This window comes from Pedobacter lithocola (assembly GCF_042650845.1).
Taxonomy (GTDB): domain Bacteria; phylum Bacteroidota; class Bacteroidia; order Sphingobacteriales; family Sphingobacteriaceae; genus Pedobacter; species Pedobacter lithocola.
On sequence record NZ_JBHSBW010000007.1, the window covers coordinates 996,117 to 1,017,487 of the forward strand.

At 34.3% G+C, this 21,371-nt stretch carries 19 protein-coding genes; 7 read left to right on the forward strand and 12 right to left on the reverse strand.

Annotated elements, in window-relative coordinates:
- Positions 1–72: 72 nt before the first annotated feature.
- The 3 genes from ACFOWA_RS06690 to ACFOWA_RS06700 form a co-directional block, all read right to left on the reverse strand.
- On the reverse strand, positions 73–942 hold the full coding sequence (locus ACFOWA_RS06690) for a hypothetical protein (protein WP_378983116.1): 870 nt from the start codon (positions 940–942) through the stop codon (positions 73–75).
- Between the two features lie 8 nt (positions 943–950).
- Positions 951–2,258, reverse strand: a complete 1,308-nt coding sequence (locus ACFOWA_RS06695) for a site-specific integrase (RefSeq protein ID WP_378983118.1) — start codon at positions 2,256–2,258, stop codon at positions 951–953.
- 340 nt (positions 2,259–2,598) lie between these two features.
- Complete coding sequence (locus tag ACFOWA_RS06700; RefSeq protein ID WP_378983121.1) at positions 2,599–3,423, reverse strand: SDR family oxidoreductase; 825 nt, start codon at positions 3,421–3,423, stop codon at positions 2,599–2,601.
- Positions 3,424–3,800: 377 nt separating this feature from the next.
- Between ACFOWA_RS06700 and ACFOWA_RS06705 the strand changes: the two genes are divergently transcribed.
- Together ACFOWA_RS06705 and ACFOWA_RS06710 are read left to right on the forward strand one after the other, a co-directional pair.
- Positions 3,801–4,328 carry a hypothetical protein gene (locus ACFOWA_RS06705; RefSeq protein WP_378983123.1) on the forward strand — a complete coding sequence of 176 codons (528 nt, stop codon included), beginning with the start codon at positions 3,801–3,803 and terminating at the stop codon, positions 4,326–4,328.
- 174 nt (positions 4,329–4,502) lie between these two features.
- Positions 4,503–4,946, forward strand: a complete 444-nt coding sequence (locus ACFOWA_RS06710) for an SRPBCC domain-containing protein (RefSeq protein ID WP_378983124.1) — start codon at positions 4,503–4,505, stop codon at positions 4,944–4,946.
- Positions 4,947–5,154: 208 nt separating this feature from the next.
- On the opposite strand, the gene ACFOWA_RS06715 is transcribed toward ACFOWA_RS06710, so the two are convergent.
- The 4 genes from ACFOWA_RS06715 to ACFOWA_RS06730 all read right to left on the reverse strand — a co-directional run bounded on the left by ACFOWA_RS06715 (position 5,155) and on the right by ACFOWA_RS06730 (position 9,985).
- Complete coding sequence (locus ACFOWA_RS06715; RefSeq protein ID WP_378983126.1) at positions 5,155–5,928, reverse strand: SDR family NAD(P)-dependent oxidoreductase; 774 nt, start codon at positions 5,926–5,928, stop codon at positions 5,155–5,157.
- A 259-nt stretch (positions 5,929–6,187) separates the two neighbouring features.
- Positions 6,188–6,484: a hypothetical protein gene (locus tag ACFOWA_RS06720; protein WP_378983128.1), complete on the reverse strand. Its 297-nt coding sequence runs from the start codon at positions 6,482–6,484 to the stop codon at positions 6,188–6,190.
- A gap of 94 nt (positions 6,485–6,578) precedes the next feature.
- Positions 6,579–7,160, reverse strand: coding sequence for a peroxiredoxin family protein (locus ACFOWA_RS06725; protein WP_378983130.1), 582 nt, complete (start codon positions 7,158–7,160; stop codon positions 6,579–6,581).
- Positions 7,161–7,327: 167 nt separating this feature from the next.
- Positions 7,328–9,985, reverse strand: coding sequence for an alpha-L-rhamnosidase (locus ACFOWA_RS06730; RefSeq protein ID WP_378983132.1), 2,658 nt, complete (start codon positions 9,983–9,985; stop codon positions 7,328–7,330).
- Between the two features lie 206 nt (positions 9,986–10,191).
- Here ACFOWA_RS06730 and ACFOWA_RS06735 point away from each other — a divergent pair, with 206 nt between their 5' ends.
- Positions 10,192–10,524, forward strand: coding sequence for a hypothetical protein (locus ACFOWA_RS06735; protein ID WP_378983133.1), 333 nt, complete (start codon positions 10,192–10,194; stop codon positions 10,522–10,524).
- 61 nt (positions 10,525–10,585) lie between these two features.
- Here ACFOWA_RS06735 and ACFOWA_RS06740 read toward each other — a convergent pair whose 3' ends face one another.
- Together ACFOWA_RS06740 and ACFOWA_RS06745 are read right to left on the reverse strand one after the other, a co-directional pair.
- The gene (locus tag ACFOWA_RS06740) at positions 10,586–10,978 is read right to left on the reverse strand and encodes a response regulator transcription factor (protein ID WP_123205977.1); all 393 of its coding nucleotides are present in this window, start codon (positions 10,976–10,978) and stop codon (positions 10,586–10,588) included.
- 41 nt (positions 10,979–11,019) lie between these two features.
- Positions 11,020–11,784 (reverse strand): DeoR/GlpR family DNA-binding transcription regulator, encoded by a 765-nt coding sequence (locus ACFOWA_RS06745; protein WP_378983136.1) that lies wholly within the window; start codon positions 11,782–11,784, stop codon positions 11,020–11,022.
- Positions 11,785–11,937: 153 nt separating this feature from the next.
- Between ACFOWA_RS06745 and ACFOWA_RS06750 the strand changes: the two genes are divergently transcribed.
- Genes ACFOWA_RS06750 through ACFOWA_RS06760 form a run of 3 tightly spaced genes read left to right on the forward strand, consistent with a single transcriptional unit; the run spans position 11,938 to position 15,810 of the window.
- On the forward strand, positions 11,938–13,530 hold the full coding sequence (locus tag ACFOWA_RS06750) for a glycerol-3-phosphate dehydrogenase/oxidase (RefSeq protein WP_378983138.1): 1,593 nt from the start codon (positions 11,938–11,940) through the stop codon (positions 13,528–13,530).
- Positions 13,531–13,549: 19 nt separating this feature from the next.
- Positions 13,550–15,040 carry a glycerol kinase GlpK gene (gene glpK / locus ACFOWA_RS06755; protein WP_378983141.1) on the forward strand — a complete coding sequence of 497 codons (1,491 nt, stop codon included), beginning with the start codon at positions 13,550–13,552 and terminating at the stop codon, positions 15,038–15,040.
- Between the two features lie 32 nt (positions 15,041–15,072).
- Complete coding sequence (locus ACFOWA_RS06760; RefSeq protein WP_378983144.1) at positions 15,073–15,810, forward strand: MIP/aquaporin family protein; 738 nt, start codon at positions 15,073–15,075, stop codon at positions 15,808–15,810.
- 195 nt (positions 15,811–16,005) lie between these two features.
- Here ACFOWA_RS06760 and ligD read toward each other — a convergent pair whose 3' ends face one another.
- Entirely contained in the window at positions 16,006–18,711 is a 2,706-nt protein-coding gene (gene ligD, locus ACFOWA_RS06765; protein ID WP_378983147.1) for a DNA ligase D, read from the reverse strand.
- 304 nt (positions 18,712–19,015) lie between these two features.
- On the opposite strand from ligD, the gene ACFOWA_RS06770 reads away from it, so the two are divergent.
- Entirely contained in the window at positions 19,016–19,219 is a 204-nt protein-coding gene (locus tag ACFOWA_RS06770) for a hypothetical protein (protein ID WP_378983150.1), read from the forward strand.
- 7 nt (positions 19,220–19,226) lie between these two features.
- Here ACFOWA_RS06770 and ACFOWA_RS06775 read toward each other — a convergent pair whose 3' ends face one another.
- Positions 19,227–19,592, reverse strand: coding sequence for a hypothetical protein (locus tag ACFOWA_RS06775; protein ID WP_378983153.1), 366 nt, complete (start codon positions 19,590–19,592; stop codon positions 19,227–19,229).
- A gap of 105 nt (positions 19,593–19,697) precedes the next feature.
- Positions 19,698–21,248, reverse strand: coding sequence for a SulP family inorganic anion transporter (locus ACFOWA_RS06780; RefSeq protein WP_378983155.1), 1,551 nt, complete (start codon positions 21,246–21,248; stop codon positions 19,698–19,700).
- Positions 21,249–21,371: the final 123 nt, after the last annotated feature.

The following is a 21,371-nucleotide window of genomic DNA, read 5'->3' on the forward strand; positions in this document are numbered from 1 at the left end:
GCACAAAAGAATAACTTAAATTAACCTAAAAAGACACAGGGACAGCGCATTACTCGGAATGCTCACTATACTCTATTTGTTATTTTGATAAATTGGTATGTTTAATGAAATACCGTCATTTCCTCCAGTATTTCCACCAGTCGGAATTTGAGTAAAGTATGTATATGTGATATCTAATCCAAAAGTATTTTTTGCAATTATTATTAACTCCCTAACATTCACTTTTCGGTAAAAGTATTTTTTCAGTTTAATTTCTTTGAAAATACCAATCAAATTACTTTTACTATCAAGAAAAATATGAGTTTCTGGCTCAATTAATATGTTGTTTTCTAAAAGCTTTATAAGTTCTTTGTATGCACCCTCATAACAAACATCTTTTAGGGTTAATTGTGGATTGGAAATGTTTTTTTCTTTTTGCTGTTCTGAAACTATATTATTTGAACTTAATTGTAGCTCGATAAGTTTATCTGATAAATAATCAAAATATTTCTTAACCGTCATATTGGTATTCTCGTTTAAAAGAGGAGTATCAATATCATCAGGGTCTAATTTTGTAAAAAGTGTCTTGATGTCATAAAATGGTTGAAAAATTTTATGATACTTAATATTTTTACTGGTTTGCTCAACCTTTTTATTTGGGGATAAGGTAATGGGGATTTGCAAAATAAAATTACATTTATCAATTTCCTGATTTACAAAATCGGTTTCGTTGAAAAGAAATTTTCTGTACTCGTCCTTTAGCAATAAATCATCATCTAAATATTTTACCAAAACTTCAATTCCAAATTTTTCAAATTCATCAAATGGATTAAATCCCTGTATAAAATCATTTTTCAGCAAAAAGAAAATATACTGCTCGTGATAAAACTCTTCAATATCTCCCGATAAATAAAGAGATTGAAAAATATATTTTATTTCAGGTATTGTACTAAAATTCTCCATTACCTTAGCTATTTAATACTTTCTTTAGGTGTTCCCCAAGCTTTATTCATTTCATTTCTTTTACGCTCTTCGGTTACTTTTACATACCGTTGAAAACTCTTATAATCTGAATGGCCAGTAATTCCCATTACGGTTTCAGCAGGAATACCTTTTTCGAGTGAAAGTGTTGCAAATGTTTTTCTACCCGTATGAGCGCTTATTAAATCAAATTTTGGATGTACAGTAGCCTCTTTAATTGCCCCCTTAAAACGGATGATTTCAATTTTTTCATTAATTTCTGCCAGTTCACATAGTTCTTTAATGTAATCGTTAAACTTCTGATTTGATATTACTGGGATTGGCAAAAGGTGCTCATTATACTTTTCTAAAATACTTTCAGCGTAAACATTAATTGGTATTATTAACTGCTCCTTTGTCTTTTTTATAGTTAAGCATATTTCGGTTGCTTTAATATGCTCTCGACGCAATTGAGCCAAATCTGAATACCTTAAACCCGTTACACAACTAAAACAGAAAACATCCCTTACTTTAGCTAACCTTTCATTTTTGCTCAAATCTAGATTGTATAATGTTTCAAATTCATCGCCAGTTAATGCTATAACTTCCAGTTTTTGCTTACGAATTTTAAAGTCCCTGTAACTATCAGTAATTTTAATGCCATTCATTTTAGCATAACCCAAAAACGTTTTTAGTGTACTTAATTGCTTGGCAATAGTGATATTATTAATTCCACGGTGCTTAATCAAGAAATTTTGAAATGATTGAAAAAAGGAATAATTGATATCTTCAAACCTAATTCTTGATCTGTTATGCTTTTCGAAAGCACCTAAATGAGATTTTAATGCTTTGTAAACACTTAAGCTACCCTTTGCCCTACTTGGTTCATTCTCTGTAACGTAATTATCAATAAAATCGAATACGATATTGTTTTTTTCTTCCTTTTTAGTCTTTACATTATTCTTATTCTTTAGTTTTTCGACTAACATATCTGCGCTGTATGGCACATTGTCAAGCTCATACCGATGGGCAATGTCTTCAAGACTTTTCTTTAAGTCTTGCAAATCATCATTTATTCTTTTGATATCATTAAGTAGCGGACTTAGGCTCAAATCAAAATCCTTATTTACCTCTTTCAAAGATTTTTTATTTAGGTAAATCGCCTTTTGATTTTCGTTATCCCAATATTCGGGAAGTAAGGTTATTCCAGTAGGTATCTTTTTTCTTTGAGCCTCTACTCTCAAAATTAAGATAATTGGGTGTTCACCCTTTTTATTTACTACATCTTTTCGATGTTCATACCTAAGTGATAATGCCATTTTTTTGCCCTTTTAATATTGACATCAAACATAGCAAAAATTACTTTTGTGGGGCTAATTGTGGGGCTAATTTTACTAACATTGGTTAACTTAGCTTAACACGTGTTAACACAAAAATAGCTTTAAACATATCTTAAAGGCATTTTATGTAAAAATGAGCACATCAAAAATACATAGGTTAAAATCCCCCACTCTCCGCCAATGTATAATCAAAATACATCAAAACGCTTTAAACTATATGTTTAAAGCGTTTTTTGTTTATTCAGTCTCAATCACCTATAATAAAGGCTAAAACTCGATTTAAAAGGCTATTCCTAAAAAATATATTTTCTGCTACCCGTTACACTCCCGAAAAAGCACAAAAACCACCATCTACAGTTAAATTTTGCCCATTAACAAATTTAGACGCATCACTCAACAAATAAATTAATGCTCCAATTAATTCATCTGGCTCTCCAAATCTCTTAAAAGGCGTGTTAGCTATTATTGCTTCTCCCCTGGCGGTTAATGACTTATCCTCATTAGTTAGTAGAGACCTATTTTGGTTGGTAATAAAAAATCCAGGAACAATTGCATTCATCCTAACCTTATCTCCATACCTGTTGGCAAGTTCTACAGCCATCCATTTGGTATAACTATCTACCGCAGCTTTTGCTAATGAATACCCTAAAACTCTAGTTACAGCTTGCGTTGCCGAAACTGAGGAGATGTTAACAATGCTACCTCCATTTTTTGCTATTTCCTTACCGAAAATTTGTGTAGGTATCAAAGTTCCAAATAAGTTTAAGTCAAACGCTTGTTTTAACGCTGCAATATCTAAGTTAAAAATGTCACTACCTGGTTGAATTACAGCTTGAGGAATATTTCCGCCAGCTCCGTTTACCAATCCATCAATACGACCGAATTTGGATATTATATTTGCATTTGCATCAAACAGGTTTTGCTCATTTAAAACATCAGCAACAATGTAAATTGCTTTGCCACCAGCATTTGTTACGGTTTCTACTCTATATTTCGCTACATCCTCATTCCTTCCGATTACTATTATGGTTGCCTCTGCAGCATTTAAACCATTAATAAATGCTTGGCCTAATACGCCGGTTGCACCGGTAACAACAATAACTTTATCTTTAAGTGTAAACATGTTTTCGGTATTTCTTATCATTTGTTAAATTTTTAGACTATAATACATTAGGGAAATAGATTACAAAGATTTTAAGCTTCCACAAAACCAAAATAAATCACAATTGTTAAGCATAAAATCTAAAGCCCTTGTAACTCAAATCACTATCAAAAACCTATCTTAATTTAAACCCAATTGCCAGATGATTTATCGAAGCTAGTTCTATTTGGTTTAGCTATGAATTTCGAAGTAAGATACATTGTTTATTTATTTTATCTATAAAATACAAAGCCACATTATTATGCTCTTAATTAACATTTACATGATGGAAAAAATAGAATTACTGAATCAATAATATAATTAATCATTCCATACATAAATCTCAAACCTTAAAAACAACTTCTTAATTTATTAATCTTATGAAAAATCTAATTAGCACAATTTTATCTTTATTTTTAGTAATCGTCTTTTTACAGAAAAGTCATGCGCAGGAAGAAACACGCGTTAAAATAAATTTGTCAGTCACCGCCAATGGAAAGCAAATTAATGTTCCGCTTAACAGTGTTTCAACTTCAGTTTCTAGATATTACGATGAAGTTAATACTACGCCTGTAGCAGCAAAAGGTAAAGATTCTACCTCAACAAAAGCCGACATACCTACATCAGGATTTAAAGCAGGGATATTCTATTTAAACCTTGATGTTAAAAATTTGCCTGATGATGTTTTGAGATTAATAGCAGTAAAAAAGAGCAGCTTTGACGGCATTATTACAATAACTGATAGCTTCGGAAAACTACCTACTAGAACGATAAAATTTTTTAAAGCAACTTTATATAGCTTTGCCGACCAATACTCATCATCTTACTATGGAGATTCGATAGGTAATGTTTCTATATCTCTTAGCTGTAATTCCATCTCTATAAACGGGATATCAATAGAGCAGTAATCGGTTTAAAATATTTGGCCATTAATGACATACATTGTAAAATTTAGTTAGATAAAATGACGTATCATAATAAGTTAGAACTACTAAAGTAACGCCTATCATTTACTTGCTCAAATTTTAAAATAATTTGATGATATTTAGATATACAACCTAATAAAAACTAAATATAACGGTATGAAAAAGCTAACTTTTGAAATTTTGATTAATGCACCCAAAGAAATCGTTTGGAACATAATCATAGGTGATGATACTTACCCGGAATGGGCATCTGTATTTTGCGAAGGTTCTAAAGCTGTAACCAACTGGGCAACAGGAAGTAAAGCACTGTTTGTTGATGATAGCAACTCGGGTATGGTTTCTATCATAGAGGAAAATATTCCCTATTCATTTCTTTCAATTAAACATGTTGGAGAAGTAAAGGATGGCATAGAAGATACTGATAGTGAAAACGTTAAGGCTTGGGCAGGATTATTAGAAAATTACACCTTAAAAGAAAACGGGGAGCGTACATTTTGGATTGTGGAGATGGATGCTACACCTGAGTTCGCTACATTTATGGAGGATTTATGGCCTAAGGCACAGCAAAAGGTTAAGGAAATGGCTGAAGCAATTGGTTAAAATTGCCTGCCAACTTATTATATTTATTAATCAAAATCTTTATGTCAGAAAATGATTATAACACATGATGATCATTGCATAATTAATATGTGGCAAATTTCGATTAAAATTTGAACAGCATTTCTTCCTGATTTATAAATAACAATTAGGCTATGTTTGCTTTAGCATGGGTTTCCAAAGTGCTAATAAATTCAGGAATGGTAAATTACTATTGTTCTTGATAATCATAACTCAATCCACCATCAACAAAATAAGTAGATCCCGTTACATAAGCTGCATCATCTGAAGCTAAAAAAGCTACAACTGCGGCAACTTCCTCAACTTTACCCATTCTTTTCAAAGGAATATTTTGAAGCACCATTTTAAGTTGTTTTTTATTCGCCAATAGTTCTTTGTTTATTGGTGTTGAAATTGCACCTGGCGCTACATTATTAATTCTAACACCAATCGGTGCCAATTCTGATGCAAGGTTTCGGGTTAACATTTTAAGTCCTCCTTTACTTACGCAGTATGCTGCGAAGTGTGGAAAAGCAATTTCTTCGTGTACAGAACTCATGTTAACAACCACACCATTTCTTTTATTATCCTTACAGTATTTTGCAAAAGCCTGAGTGGCAAAGAAGACTCCCTTCAGGTTCGTATTCATCACCAAATCATAATCTTCTTCGGTAACATCCAAAAAATCTGCCTTTGTTTCGAGCCCTGCATTATTTACGAGAATATCTAATGTTCCATAAATTTTAACTGCGCTTTTCATCAGCTTTAAAACTGATTTAACCTTACTCATATCAGCCTCAATAAATTCTGCTTTTCTACCTAAATTTTTAATTTGCTTAATAAGCTTTTCTCCACGTTCATCAAATTTATGTCCGTTAAGGATAATGTCTGCGCCTTCTTCAGCTAAGCGTAAAGCACATGCCGAACCAATCCCTTGACTACTTCCAGTAATAAGGGCAGTTTTATTTTTAAATCTTTTAGCCATATGTATCAATAATATCTAAATAACAATAAATGTTTTAGCTATAAATAAATATCTTTTGAATTAAGAATTTTCGGACTTATAAGGTTTTTGGTTCTATTGTGGGGATAGCAATTAACAATTTGGTTTTTCATTTATCATAACCACATACTTAACATAAATTGGCAAATAGAAAAGCTAAAACGGAAAACTAGCTCATAATAAGCTTATTAGGCTCTACTAATTAAAAATGAATCAAATATGAATAAGCCTATGAAAGTCTTTATGACTCACAACGTTCATCCGGATTAGGTTCTGGTAATCCGGCGAGTACTAATTCTATTTCCCTACCCAGCTCATCAACAACTGCTTGCGTTAATGATTCTCCCAAAGATGGATCAATATGGAGATCTTCAATGTCAACTTCACTGAGTTGTCTTTTTACCCATGTTCCTTCCTCCTGTTCAATCACTGCCACCACATTATCGGAAACCATAATTGCATATGCAGGATGTTTAGGAATAATAGTATATAATTGGCATTCTTGCCCTTGTCCAATATTGATGTTAAATGGCTGCATAATTGAAACGATTTATGTTCTATAAGAACATCAGAATCATTGTAGGGTTTTGTATTTACCTTTTTTTACTAACAATATTAATCGTGAGTGATAACTAAAGCTCGCTTAATAATGTTTTTACTGATGCTCTTTTTTGATAATTTGGATCAAAATGGACGAATTTTATCTTACCTGAACGATCAATAATGTAGGTAGCAGGAACTGGCAATGTTCGTCGGGCATTACCATTATTCGCATCTAAATCAATCCCATAGCCTTTATATTTAGTAAACGTGGCATTATCCATCGTAAAATTTACACCGTAAGCTTTCATAATAACATCTTGCTTATCTTGAATAATGGAGAAACCGGCGCTTGTCTTATTTATTGTTTTTGAAATGTTGTCGCTCGTTTCTGGTGTAACCCCAATTACATAAGCATCTTTAGCAGTAAGTTGTTCTAAAGATTCTTGAAGTTCTTTAATGTGTTTGTTACAGTACGGGCACCACTGACCGCGGTAAAAAAAAAGCACTACAGATTTATGTTCTTTTAATAAAGCCTGCAGACTAATTTTTTTTCCATTCTGATCTACCCCACTAAATGATGGAGCTTTTGCACCAACAGATAATCCTTTTTGTGCATTTGCATCAGAATTTAATACAATAACCAAGGCAATAAATAATATAATTTTCTTCATTTATATTAAATTTTAGCACTAGTAAATATACTTTTCTGTTTATTTTTTTTTACATTTTTATTTTAAATAATTGATGTTAGTTGTCTATGTTTCTTTCATCATACCAACCTTCATTTTTTCTATGTTATTATATTCCTTTTACATTTAATTATTTGCTTTAGAAACATTTATTTCACCTCAAATTGATATTTGCCTGCACCGAGTTGTATTTTATTGCTTGATTTCTTTCTATCAAGAAATAAACTTTGTCCTGGCATTACTGGTATCTCCAAACTTGCTGAAGAATTTGCTGGGATGGTAACATTATACGCTACACCTTTGACGGTTCTTTTCCAAGATGAAATGATTCTGCCGAAAGGTCCATCATGTGAAGCTTCAAAATGATTTAAGCCATCTACAAAATGTGGCTTTAATAAAATGTTTTTAAAGCCGGGATTGTCTTCATCTACTTTTATACCACCTATACCTTTAAAAAACCAGCCACCAATTTCGCCAAACATCATATGGTTATCAGAAATATCTCTCGTGGCTTGCATGTCCCAGTTTTCATGTAAGGTTGTTGCGCCATTAACAATCCACCAACCCCAACCCGGATAAGTATCTTGGGCCGCCAATTTGTATGCAACATCACTATGACCATTATCGCTTAAAGCATTTAACACTGCTTTTGCACCAAGAACACCTACATCAATATGCATTCCATCGGCTATAACCCTTTTTGCTAAATTATCTGCAACCAATTGCCTCGAAGCTTCGGGCACAATGTTCCATTGCAAGGCAACACTTAATTCGGTTTGTACACCTTTACCATAAATCCCAGTTTTGGGATTGAAATACTTTGCATTAATAGCGTTTTTAATCTTCTTGGCCAGTGCACTATAAATTAAATAATCATTTTGGTTATTAAATAATTTAGCGGCCTTTGCTAAAATATCTGCATCTACGTAAAAATAAACAGAAGATGTATATTCCAAATCGGAGGTAGATTTTACAGGTACCCAATCTCCTCTTCCGAAGGTCGTTAATCCATCTTTACTAATCCCATCAACATAATTTACATATTGCTTTATGTTTTGGTAATTGTCTGCAAGTAATTTGCTATCACCATAAAAGGTATAAATATTCCATGGAATGATGGCAATTGTACTTGTCCAATCAGTACCATTAGCAGTTCCATAACCCCAGCCTCCGGTAGGAATAATATCTGGCAGTACGCCATTTGGCTGCTGTTCATCGCGATGATCAGCCATCCATTTTTCATAAATCGTAATGCCATCAAAATTATAAAGTCCGGTTTCTATAGCAAAATGCCCATCGCCTGTCCAACCATTTTTTTCCCTTTGCGGACAATCGGTTGGAAAACCGTACAAATTTGATAAGTACGAATTATTGGTTGCCCACCAAAGTTTATTGATTAATGGGTTTGAAGAAGATAACTGACCAACAGCAGGCACATCACTATGCATAAAGTAAGCCGTTAAACTCTTTTCGGTTAAATTTATAGGCTTTGAGCTGCTTACCTCGATATATTGAAAACCCTTATAATTAAATAGCGGCATAAATTGTTCTTCTCCTTCGCCATTCAAAATAAATATATCGGTTTGAAAGGGATCGGATTTGTCTTTCGGACGGTGGTACACATCAATGTTAGATAAATCAGCATGCCCTAAACTGTCCAATCGCTCTGCATGTTTTAACCTGATTTCAGTGCCTCTTTCTCCCTCAACTTTAATTTTTGTTACCCCTGCTATATTTCTACCTAAATCAAAAAGATATGTGGTATCGTTAAATTTACGCATGGATTTTACTGGAATTTCATCAACATTTCTTATGGGGTGCATGGCTTGAGCAACTATATTCTTGGATGGTGCAGCCCTTAATGTAATACCACGCCATTTTGTATCATCAAAATTTACGGTGTTCCATCCTTTTTGTTCTAAACGGGCATCATAATGCTCGGCAGTATAAATGCTGTTTGATATAATCGGACTTAAACTTGTTTTCCAATCGCTTCCAGAAGTTATCGTTACTATTGATCCATCGGTGTAAGTTATTCTTAAATCCAGGCAAAAAGTCGGACGGGCACGCCATGGTGCTTTATCGAAATTCCAAACTGCAAGCGATTGATGATTGTACCAGCCATTGCCCAATAAAACACCGATTGCATTTTTTCCATCATTAAGATTTGATGTGACATCGTAACTAACGTAAAGGTTTCTTCTATCGAAACGAGTGTACATTGGGTCTAAACGGTGGTCGCCAACTTTTTTACCATTAAGGTATAATTCGTATAACCCAGCCGCAGCTACATAAACCCTAGCCGATTTAATTTTTTTTGCAGGTTCAAATACCTTTCTAAAATAGGGTGCTGGTAAAGTATTGATATCGTTTCTATCACTTATCCAGGTTCCTTTCCAATTCTCCATACCCATCATCCCCATTTCAAACGATGATGTTGCTGATGAAATTTTATTAGCTTTATCCCAAATTTCTACCCGCCAATAATATTTAGTAAATGGAGATAATGCTCTTCCATTATAAGTTACCAAACTAGATGAAGATGGGATTTTGCCTGAATCCCATTGAATGCCTTGCTTATGTACGAGTTGTAAAGAATCTGTACCCATGATAATTCTATAGGCATTTTGAATGGCACCTTTAGTTTCATCAACCATCATCCAGGTCAATCGTGGCTTTGGATTATCTAAACCTATCGGCCTTACCAAATATTCACATTTAAGTTGTACAGGTTTAGCGGCAAAAGCAATTTGATGAAGAAGTAATAAGACAAGAATTATATTAAATTTTCGTAGGGATAGTATCATGAGAATAGATAAATAGTTAATCGATTTACTAATGGTGCAGATTAATGTTGATTTGGATATGCATTACAATAATATACATTTTAGACTGCTTTTCAACTGCTTAAAATGCATGAAGTAAAAAGAAGCATCTCATATTTAATTACACCGTAATTTTTTCACCAAAAATTATTAATTTTACAAGCTATTTGTCATCCCTCTAATTACTTATGAAAAATTTCATTGTTCTTTTTGCACTTGCAATTACGTTAGTTGCATGTAAAAAATCAATTCCCGAACCCGATGTAATTAGATTAAAAGTATATATAACTGAGATTGAACATACAAACGAAAATGAGCCAAGCTTTTTATATTGGTATGTTAGGAAAGCTAAATCTGGTGGTTTGTATTACTTATCGCTAACAAAAAACACTGTAGATTTTACAGATTATAATTTTAATCATAGCCCAAATTTACCTGCAGATTTAGAAAATGCTTTTCAGCTCGATGATATTGTAGTACCCATAAAAAACCTAAGCGGTAAAATTAAAACCGATTATTAACAGGCAAAAAAAAGAGAGATAATGTGAAAATTATCTCTCTTTTTAATATCAATCGAATTGGTTATGCCTGGGCCGGCTTACCTTCATGGCTCTTTTTTATTTGAGCATTTATTCTTTCTAAAACATCGTAGATATCAAATGGCTTGCTAATATAATCGTCGGCGAAAGCATCAATAGCTTTTTGCTCGCTGTTATTTTGCGCAGACATTACGATGATAGGAATGTGTTTGGTAAAAATATCGGTTTTTAAATCTTCGCAAATCTCTGCACCATTTCCATCAGGCAACATTACATCCAGCAAAAATAAATCTGGCATTGCATCTTTGATGTTTTTCTTTAACTCAGAAAAAGATGATGATAGTTGTAGCTCAAACCCTTCTTCTTTTAAAAGAATCTCAATCACGTTTCTGATTTCCTGGTCATCTTCTAAAATGTGTATTCTCTTTTTTGACATAATTCAAATTATTGTTTGGTTACTGTATTGGGTGATTTTTACTATACGATAGTTACAGTAACACCTAAACCTTCTAAATGTTTTACAATTTGTTCAGAAATTCCTTTATCGGTTATAATGTGATCAATTTCATCTAATCCACATATTTTTCCAAAACCTCTTTTACCAAATTTAGATGAATCTGCCAGAACAATTGTTTTTTGTGAAACGCTAATCATTTTCCTATTCAACTGCGCTTCCATTGCGTTTGTTGTGGTTAACCCAAAATCTAAATCAATTCCATCAACACCTAAAAACAGTTTATTAAAATAAAAATCGCTTAAAATTTGCTCTGCATAATTTCCTAAAACCGATGAAGAACTTTTTCTTAAAATCCCACCCAATTGTATTACTTCTATGCTTGGTTCTCTCATAAGTTCTAACGCCACATTTAAGGCCGACGTTACAACGGTTAAATTGGTTGCGGGCTGTAGATTTTTAGCAAAATACAATACAGTAGTACCCGAAGCTATAACTATAGAGTCATTATCATTTATTAGTGTAGCAGCTGCTGCACCTATTTTATTTTTTTCTGAAGATTGAATCTTTTCCTTTTCATTTACCGGTCTATCAACCGTGTAGGGATTGTTCATCGTTGCGCCACCATGTGTTCTAAAAAGCAAGCTTTTATCTTCAAGTAGTTTTAAATCCTTTCTTATGGTAACAGATGAAACCTTCAGTTCCTTACATAAATCTACAACATTGATATATTGATCGCGTTGTAAACGACTTAAAATTAATTGGTGCCTTTCGGCTAAATTCATCATAAATATTACTTGGTTTTTTGCAATGCGACAAATTAATCATTTGCTAAATCATTTATGTAAATAATATAATAATTTTTTAACGATGATATTATATTATTTCGATTTAGATTACTTATAATTGCGTATTGTTTCGTTTTATTACCTTTTGTTTTGATGAATAGAATTCATAAACCCATCCTTTCTGGAAATATCCATTGGGATATCATCATAATTGGTGGTGGCGCAACCGGTTTAGGTATTGCTTTAGATGCTGCAAGCAGAGGGTATAAAACCTTATTGGTAGAGCAATCAGATTTTGCAAAGGGAACATCGAGCAGAAGTACAAAATTGGTTCATGGCGGTGTACGTTATTTGGCTCAAGGCGATATTGGTTTGGTAAAACATGCTTTGCAAGAACGTGGTTTATTACAAAAAAATGCTGCCCATTTAGTAAATAAAGAGGAATTTATTATTCCATGCTACAGTTGGTTTTCGATATTAAAATACCTTTCAGGTTTAACCATTTACGATTGGCTTGCAGGAAAGTATAGCTTTGGTAAATCTAAATTCCTCAACAAAAAACAAACGCTCGAAGCTATCCCGGAAATCAAAGCAAAGGGTTTAAAAGGAGCCATAAGATATTTTGATGGCAAATTTGATGATGCCCGATTGGCAATAAACATAGCGCAAACAGCAATAGAGCATGGCGCCACTTTGCTAACCTACACAAAGGTAGTAGCGTTGCAAAAAAATAATGATAGCATTGTTGGTATAGAAACCGAAGATACTTTAACAGGAAAAAAAGTAAAATTTAGGGGAAAAATTATTATTAATGCTACAGGGGTTTTTGTTGATGATATTTTGAAAATGAACAATCCCAATTCTAAAAATATGGTTCGTCCAAGTCAGGGCGTTCATTTGGTTTTGGATAAAAAATTTCTCAATAGCGATTCTGCATTAATGATTCCAAAAACATCTGACGGAAGGGTACTTTTTGCAGTGCCATGGCACAAGCATTTGCTGGTTGGCACAACTGATACACCTTTAGATGAACATAGTTTGGAACCACGAGCTTTAAAAGAAGAAGTAGATTTTATTTTGAATACCGCTGGTGAATATTTTAATCAGAAACCGTATGAGAAAGATATCTTAAGTGTTTTTTCTGGTTTGAGGCCACTTGCCGCACCATCAAAAAGTGGCGGAAACAGTACAAAGGAAATTAGTCGCGATCATAAATTAATTGTATCTGCTAAAGGATTAATAACCATAACGGGTGGTAAATGGACAACCTATCGCCGTATGGCAGAAGAAACCGTTGATTTGGCTATTGCCCATGCAAACATGGTTTCTAAACCTTGCATAACAAAAGGTTTAAAAATACATGGCTGTGCAAACTTTAATGATAGCAGTTATTTGGATATTTATGGTAGTGACAAACCTAAAATTGAAGCTTTGATGGCGGAAAACCCTGATTTGAGGGAGCAACTTCACCCCCATTTCCCCTATAATAAAGCTGAAGTTGTTTGGGCTATACGAAATGAAATGGCCGAAACAATAGAAGATATTTTGAGCAGGAGATTGCGAATTTTATTTATTGATGCGCATGCAGCAATGGAAATGAGTGCAAAGGTTGCATCAATCTTAGCAAAAGAGTTACATGCAGATAAACATTGGGAAGATAACCAAGTCGAAATTTTTAATAATTTGGCATCTGGTTATATTTATCAACCCGATTTAAAAATACCAAGTGTGGCTTTAGCCAAATAGTACCTAACCAAATTTAGTTATGAGCAAGTTTATCTTGTCTCTCGATCAAGGAACCACGAGCTCGAGAGCAATTGTATTTAATCACGATGGTGAAATCGTAGCCATTGCACAAAGAGAATTTACCCAAATTTATCCAAAGGCTGGCTGGGTTGAGCATGACCCAATGGAAATTTGGTCGTCGCAAATTGCTGTTGCCGCCGAAGTAATCGTAAAAGCCGGCTTATCTGCGAGAGATATTGATTCTATCGGAATTACCAACCAAAGAGAAACCACCGTTGTTTGGGATAAAGAAACGGGAATACCAGTTTACAATGCCATTGTGTGGCAAGACAGAAGAACATCAGCCTATTGCGATGAAATAAAAGCGAAAGGATTGGCTAAAAAAATTCAGGAAAAAACGGGTTTAATAATCGATTCTTATTTTTCGGCAACAAAAGCAAAGTGGATTTTAGAAAATGTAGATGGTGCGAAAGAAAAAGCCGAAGCAGGAAAACTGGCATTCGGTACGATGGACAGCTGGTTAATATGGAAACTAACCGCAGGAAAAACTCATGTAACAGATGTAACAAACGCATCAAGAACAATGGTTTTTAACATCCATAATTTATCTTGGGATGATGAGCTTTTAGAACTCTTTGGTATTCCGAAGCAAATGTTACCACAAGTAAAATCATCAAGCGAAGTTTATGGAGAAACTGCTGGTAATATATTGGCCGCAAAAATCCCCATCGCTGGTATAGCAGGCGATCAGCAATCGGCTCTGTTTGGGCAAATGTGTACAGAAGTTGGTATGGTTAAAAACACCTACGGTACAGGCTGTTTTATGCTGATGAATATCGGTAAAGAACCAAAACTTTCTGCAAATAACTTACTTACAACAATTGCATGGAAAATTAAAGATGATGTTCAATATGCTTTAGAAGGCAGTATTTTTATTGGCGGCGCAGTAGTGCAATGGCTTCGGGATGAAATGGGTTTGATATCAAAATCTGCCGATGTAGAAACGCTCGCTAAAAAAGTTGAGGATACACAAGGCGTTTATGTTGTGCCTGCTTTTGCTGGTTTAGGTGCACCACATTGGGATCAACATGCCAGAGGAACCATAACCGGTTTAACCAGAGGCACCAATAAATCGCATATTGCCAGAGCCGCATTAGAAAGTATTGCTTACCAAACCATGGATGTTTTAAAAGCAATGGAAGCCGATGCCGGTGTAAGTATCTCTGAATTACGTGTGGATGGTGGGGCAACCGCAAATGATTTGTTAATGCAATTTCAGGCTGATTTATTAAGCAGTAAAGTCATCAGACCAGAAGTTACCGAGGTTACCGCAATTGGTGCCGCATATCTTGCAGGCTTGGCTACAGGATTTTGGGATAGCATCGACCAAATACGATCCCAATGGAAAATAGATAAAACTTTTGCAGCCAAAGAAGGCATTGACAATACTGAACGGATTAAAGGTTGGAATAGAGCAGTTAAAGCTGCACGAGTTTGTGCAGAAGAGTAAATCGATAAATTAAGATTTTAACAAAATATAAAATGACAGAGTTTGTTGCAGAACTTATAGGTACAGCACTTATAATTCTACTCGGAAATGGCGTTGTTGCTAACGTTGTATTAAAAGGAACCAAAGGAAATGATAGTGGGTGGATGGTTATAACCACAGCTTGGGCACTTGCAGTTTTTGTAGGTGTAGTTATTGCTGCGCCATATAGTGGTGCCCATTTAAATCCTGCAGTTACAATTGCGCTTGCCATAACGCAAAAGTTTGCCTGGATAAAAGTTCCTTACTATATTCTTGCCCAACTTTGCGGAGCCATGATAGGATCGTTTTTAGTATGGATAATTTATAAAGATCATTTTGATGCAACTGAAGATAAAGGATTAAAAGCTGCTCCATTTGCAACTTCACCAGCAATTCGAAACTTAAAATCTAATCTAACTTCGGAAATTATAGGGACTTTCGTTCTTATTTTTGTGATATTTTTCTTTACAAATGCTGAAATGGGAACTGATAAAACCCCCATCGGATTGGGTTCTATTGGTGCTATTCCGGTTGCTTTTTTGGTTTGGGTTATTGGTTTAGGATTGGGTGGAACAACTGGTTATGCTATAAACCCGGTTAGGGATTTAGGACCAAGAATTATACACAGCATAATACCGATGAAAGGTAAAGGTACAAGTGATTGGGCTTATGCATGGGTACCAATTGTTGGTCCGGTTATAGGTGCAACGTTAGCCGCTCTATTTTATTTAGCGCTAAATTTTAAGTATTAATCAAACCCTGAAAAGAATTTTGCCACATCATATGTACTTATAATTCGATTAATTAATACAATATTACCCTTATCAGGATATTTTTGAAACCAATATTTAATACATTTGTTAACTAAATAATTCATTCATGTTTGAGCGCATGTTTGGGTTTAGATATGGGGTAGGCTTTTTAGCTTACCCCTTTTTTATTTCCATTTATCCGAAGGTATTTTTTGCAGCGCTGATTGCTTTTTTCAAATCAATTCCCTTTCCTAATACGCCTTTAAATAAATCTCCCTCTTTCTTCAAGCGTTCAATCGCATTAAAAATGTTAAAGTCTTTCATTTTTAAACCAGGCTTAACTTCATCCCAATGTAAAGGCATAGAAACGGTTGCGCCAATTTTTGGTCGCAAGGAGTATGGACCTGCAATTGTAGCCCCTGGCCTATTTTGTAAAAAATCTAAATACATTTTACCCTTTCTTGCAGAAACCATTCGCTCTAATGAGGTAAATTCAGGAATTTGTTTATGAACTAAGCTTACAATAATTTTTGCAAACATCTGGCTTTGATCATAACTGTATTTCGCATTTAAAGGTATATAAATATGCATCCCGGTAGAACCAGAAGTTTTGGGGTAGCATGGTACATCTATTGCATCTAAAACTTTTTTCACTTCCAAAGCTGCTTCTACAACCTGGTCATAAGTATGTTTATCGGGGTCTAAATCAATCACACAATAATCTGGGTTATCGGGACTTTGAACTCTACTAAACCATGGGTTCATTTCTATACAACCTAAAGATGCCATCCATAATAAACTATCAACATCAGTTCCAACCAAGTACTCCTTTTTCTCACCTTCGCCATTTTCGTAAGGAAAAGTTTTAACCCAATTTGGGGCTTTACCTTTAACATCTTTTTGATAAAAACTTGGTCCATGAATGCCACCCGGAAAACGATTAAGTGATTGAGGTCTATCTTTTAAATAAGGCAATATGTATTCAGCAACCTGGTAGTAATAGTTAAACATATCACGTTTAGTAACCTTATCTTCAGGCCAATAAACCTTACTTAAATTGGTAAATTTTAAATCATGACCTTTAATTTTCCTAACTTGCGTTTCATCTTTTGGGTTAAGTAAAGTTTTAGGTTCTTTACGCTTAGGTGGTTTTATAGCATCAGCGTGGTCATTACTTTTCGAAGATTTTTTTTCCTCAACTCCTATTATTTCATTTGTTGGCTTTTCATTTTCCCTTACAATATCTTTAGCGTTTTTATCTTCACGCATGCCTTGAAAAGAAGGGTGACGAAAAACACCATCATCGGTAACTTCTGTAAAAGCAACTTCGCATACCAATTCAGGCTTTAACCAGGTGGCTTGTGCTTTTGGTGGGTTCGGGCGAAATCTAGAGGGTTTGTTCACGTCGGGTATTGATTCGAAAGGACTAGCATCAATAATTAAGGGCTTAAAATGCTCCATCATTGTTTTCTGCAGTTTATCAGAAAAACCAGTACCAACTTTACCTACGTACTGCAATTTTCCTTTTTCGTAAACACCTAATAACAAAGAGCTGAAAGACTTAGAAGTATCGGCATTTTTTGTAAAACCAGCTACAACAACTTCCTGCCGCCTGTGAACCTTTATTTTTAGCCATTCTTTTGAACGCCTATCAGGACTATACAAACTGTCAGATTTTTTAGCAATTATACCCTCTAAACCCATTCTTCCGGCAGCATCAAAAAAATCAATTCCACTAGCTTTAAATACTTTACTTAATCTAACCCTATCATCATCTGTAGGCAAAATATCTTGCAAAATTGCTTGCCGTTGATGTAAAGGCAAATCCATTAAATTTTTCCCATCGTACCAAAGAATGTCGAAAACATAGAATACCAACTCTCCATCAGCTTCACTTCTCCAATTTTGTAAAGAACCGAAATTTGAGATTCCTTTTTCGTTTAGTACTAAAATTTCTCCGTCTAAAACAGCATTTATTTTCCAGCTTTGCAATAAATCATAAATGGGATAAAATTTCTCATTAAACGATTTATTGTTTCTAGAAAATAAATCAACTTTACCTTTATTTATGAAAGCTAAAGCACGATAGCCATCCCATTTAACTTCATATTGCCAATCCGGGTCGTCAAAAGGTTCATCAACCAGTGTTGCTAACATAGGTTTAATACCCTCTGGCAGAGCAGATTTTTTTATTTTTTTTAAAGCGTTATCTGTGTTTATCTCTTCTGGTTCGGAAGGTTTTATTTTTTTCTCTAGCTTTTCTTCCGGTGTTTTTTTTGATGGTTTTATCTTTTGCTCCTGCCCTTCTTTCCAAACTTTATCCGAAGTTTTCGCCATGGTTTCTATGGTTTTATCCGATAAAACAGATTTGTCTTGCTTGGTTATATCTTTAATTGATGCAAAATCATCTTTATGCTTAATAAGAAGCCATCCATTTTCACCCATACCGTGGGTTTTAACTAAGGCAAATTCACCTTTTAGTTTTTCGCCATCTAATTTTATTTTGAGAGAACCATCATTTAACTGCTGAAGGAGATGTTTTTCTTGTGCCTTTTTTCCTTTGATATTTTCAATTGGCTCGTAAGTACCTCTATCCCAAACGATGACTGTTCCGCCACCATATTCTCCTTTAGGGATAATGCCTTCAAAATCTTTATAATCATATGGATGGTCTTCAACCATCATGGCTAAACGTTTGGTTTTAGGATCGGTAGATGGACCTTTAGGTACAGCCCAACTTTTCAAAACACCATTCATTTCCAGTCTGAAATCGTAATGTAACCGGGATGCATCGTGTTTTTGAATTACAAAATGTAGTTTATTACTATCTGTACTTTTACCAGATTTTGGTTCAGTTGTTTTTGAAAAATCTCGCTTTTCAGCATATTTATCCAGACTCATAGTGATGAAATATTAATTAGAACATCGCTGTGATACAAAAGGTTTGATCGAGTTTGAGGCTTGATATTGAGGTTGAGGCTGAGACCAAGACTAAGGCTAAGATTGAGCTTGATACCGAAATCGAGTTTAAGATTGAAACCTTATTAAATTAAGTCTTGATCTCAGTCGTTGCCTTAGCCTTAGCCTTAGCCTTGATCTCAACCTCAACCCTAAAAATATTTATTAACAATGGTTTAAAACTTTTGGATAGAGGATAATGTTGTATTTATCAGTGTTGATTACTCTATTTAATCTTATTTACATCATGGAAATCATTTTTACTGAAACTCAGTACAAACAAGTTGTTAACCGAATTGCTGCATTATCTGCTTTGCAAAACTATAATAATTCGGAAAGTGAAGAACTTAAGCATTTAAGTAAACTTGCTATGGCATACGAATACCAGAAATATGATTTTAGTTTAAAAATTAATGGTTCCTTTCAAAACCCTTCTGCTCAACAATTATAGGTGAGTTTTATACTTTACTAGTGCTATCTAAAGTATCTTTTTCTTTTGAACCTAGTACTGTAACTGCTAACGAAACGGTTAGGAATGCTCCCTGAAGAAGTAAATAATTTCTTTTTCGCCTTATTCCTCTATAGATGTTATACAGAGCAATCAATCCTAAACCGCCCAATTCTATATTTTTTTGTAAGCTGTTCGACGAACCTTTTCTATTTAGAGCAAACCGTAATACTTGATTAACAATACCAACATTATTAGCTACTTTTCTGCCAATAGTTCTTTTAGATTGATGCCTTCCAATTGCATTACCAGCCAATTGTAATCCACCAAGCAAAACTTTGTTTATTTCAATATTTCTTGAGTCCTTTTTTATCATATCATCCCAAATTAGATATGAACTCAACACTTTAAAAACTATTATGGTTTTAAAAAAGACAGCGCTTAAAAGTTTATCAGCACATTTTTTTTAATAGGGTTATTTCTAATGCAAAGATTTTGCCTTATCCGGTAGGACATTGTAATTTGGGTCTTCTAGAATATTTACTTCAACCACTGCCTCAGCATTTTTTAATAATGTTCTGCAATCTTCACTTAAATGTTTAAGGTGGAGTTTCTTATTTAATTTTGCGTAACGTTCTGTAAGTTTATTTAATGCTTCAATTCCACTCATATCTGCAATTCTGCTTTCCCTAAAGTCAATTACAACTTCAGCTGGGTCGGTATTTACATCAAACTTTTCGTTAAATGCTGTTACCGATGCAAAAAACAACGGACCATAGATTTCATAATATTTTATACCATGAGCATCAATGTATTTTTTAGCTCTAATCCGTTTAGCACTCTCCCAGGCAAAAACCAACGCAGAAATAATTACTCCAATTAGAACCGCCAATGCCAGGTTATGAAAAAATATAGTTACGGCTGCAACCAACATTCCAATAAAAATATCATGCTTTGGCATTTTATTAACAATTCTAAAACTTACCCATTCAAATGTTCCAACTGCAACCATAATCATAACACCCGTTAAAGCTGCCATTGGTACACGTTCGATAATTGGCGAACCAAAAAGAATAATGATTAAAATGGTTAATGAAGCCACGATACCTGATAATCTTGCCCTTGCTCCTGCTGAAAGATTTACAAGTGTTTGTGCAATCATTGGGCAGCCACCCATCCCAAAAAAGAAACCATTAGCAATATTGGCAGTACCTTGAGCAATGCATTCCCTGTTTCCATTTCCTTTAGTTCCGGTAATTTCATCTACCAGATTTAGTGTTAGCAAACCTTCTGTTAAACCTACACCAGCCATTATTACGGCATAAGGAAATATTATTTTAAATATTTCAAATTCAAAAGGAATTTTTGGAATATGAAATGGAGGAAAACCACCACTTACAGAGGCAATATCTTTTACCGTTTTAGTATCAATATTAAATACTAATACGATAATAAACACCACAATTATAGCTACTAACGAAGGTGGTATTGCCTTGGTTATTTTTGGAAGAAATGCTACAATAAGAATTGTTAATAAAACCAAAGCCGACATTATCAGCAAGGCATTACCCGAAAGCCAGGTAGCCTGACCATTAACAACTGTTTTAAATTGCTCTAGCTGAGCCATAAAAATGATAACGGCTAAACCATTTACAAAGCCATACATTACAGGTTGTGGTACAAGCCTAATAAATTTACCCAATTTAAATAAGCCGACTACGATTTGTATCAAGCCTACTAATGCAACCGCTGCAAATACATATTCCAACCCATTAGATTTCATTAACGCGATAAGTACAATTACAGTTGCACCAGCGCCACCAGAAATTAAACCTGGTCTGCCACCAAAAATTGAGGTTATCAAGCCCATTATAAACGCGGCGTATAAACCCATTAAAGGTGGAAAACCAGCAAGAATTGCAAATGACAATGATTCTGGCATCATGGTCATTGCAACGGTTAAACCTGCCAGAATTTCGTTTTTATAATCGATTTTTTGCTTGAAATCAAACAAGTTAAAGTAAGCCTTCATGGATTTGAAAGTAAGGAAGTAAGAAAATAAGAAACAGAAATATTATCCCAGTGTTTTTACCATAATATAATATTTAGGTATGTGGCTAACAACTATGGTTGTGTTACCGTAGGGGAAGGAATT

Coding starts and splice junctions, on each gene's coding strand:
- ACFOWA_RS06690 (WP_378983116.1), bottom strand. CDS start 942: ATGGAGAATTTTAGTACAATACCTGAAATAAAATATATTTTTCAATCT.
- ACFOWA_RS06695 (WP_378983118.1), bottom strand. CDS start 2,258: ATGGCATTATCACTTAGGTATGAACATCGAAAAGATGTAGTAAATAAA.
- ACFOWA_RS06700 (WP_378983121.1), bottom strand. CDS start 3,423: ATGATAAGAAATACCGAAAACATGTTTACACTTAAAGATAAAGTTATT.
- ACFOWA_RS06705 (WP_378983123.1), top strand. CDS start 3,801: ATGAAAAATCTAATTAGCACAATTTTATCTTTATTTTTAGTAATCGTC.
- ACFOWA_RS06710 (WP_378983124.1), top strand. CDS start 4,503: ATGAAAAAGCTAACTTTTGAAATTTTGATTAATGCACCCAAAGAAATC.
- ACFOWA_RS06715 (WP_378983126.1), bottom strand. CDS start 5,928: ATGGCTAAAAGATTTAAAAATAAAACTGCCCTTATTACTGGAAGTAGT.
- ACFOWA_RS06720 (WP_378983128.1), bottom strand. CDS start 6,484: ATGCAGCCATTTAACATCAATATTGGACAAGGGCAAGAATGCCAATTA.
- ACFOWA_RS06725 (WP_378983130.1), bottom strand. CDS start 7,160: ATGAAGAAAATTATATTATTTATTGCCTTGGTTATTGTATTAAATTCT.
- ACFOWA_RS06730 (WP_378983132.1), bottom strand. CDS start 9,985: ATGATACTATCCCTACGAAAATTTAATATAATTCTTGTCTTATTACTT.
- ACFOWA_RS06735 (WP_378983133.1), top strand. CDS start 10,192: ATGAAAAATTTCATTGTTCTTTTTGCACTTGCAATTACGTTAGTTGCA.
- ACFOWA_RS06740 (WP_123205977.1), bottom strand. CDS start 10,978: ATGTCAAAAAAGAGAATACACATTTTAGAAGATGACCAGGAAATCAGA.
- ACFOWA_RS06745 (WP_378983136.1), bottom strand. CDS start 11,784: ATGATGAATTTAGCCGAAAGGCACCAATTAATTTTAAGTCGTTTACAA.
- ACFOWA_RS06750 (WP_378983138.1), top strand. CDS start 11,938: ATGAATAGAATTCATAAACCCATCCTTTCTGGAAATATCCATTGGGAT.
- glpK (WP_378983141.1), top strand. CDS start 13,550: ATGAGCAAGTTTATCTTGTCTCTCGATCAAGGAACCACGAGCTCGAGA.
- ACFOWA_RS06760 (WP_378983144.1), top strand. CDS start 15,073: ATGACAGAGTTTGTTGCAGAACTTATAGGTACAGCACTTATAATTCTA.
- ligD (WP_378983147.1), bottom strand. CDS start 18,711: ATGAGTCTGGATAAATATGCTGAAAAGCGAGATTTTTCAAAAACAACT.
- ACFOWA_RS06770 (WP_378983150.1), top strand. CDS start 19,016: ATGGAAATCATTTTTACTGAAACTCAGTACAAACAAGTTGTTAACCGA.
- ACFOWA_RS06775 (WP_378983153.1), bottom strand. CDS start 19,592: ATGATAAAAAAGGACTCAAGAAATATTGAAATAAACAAAGTTTTGCTT.
- ACFOWA_RS06780 (WP_378983155.1), bottom strand. CDS start 21,248: ATGAAGGCTTACTTTAACTTGTTTGATTTCAAGCAAAAAATCGATTAT.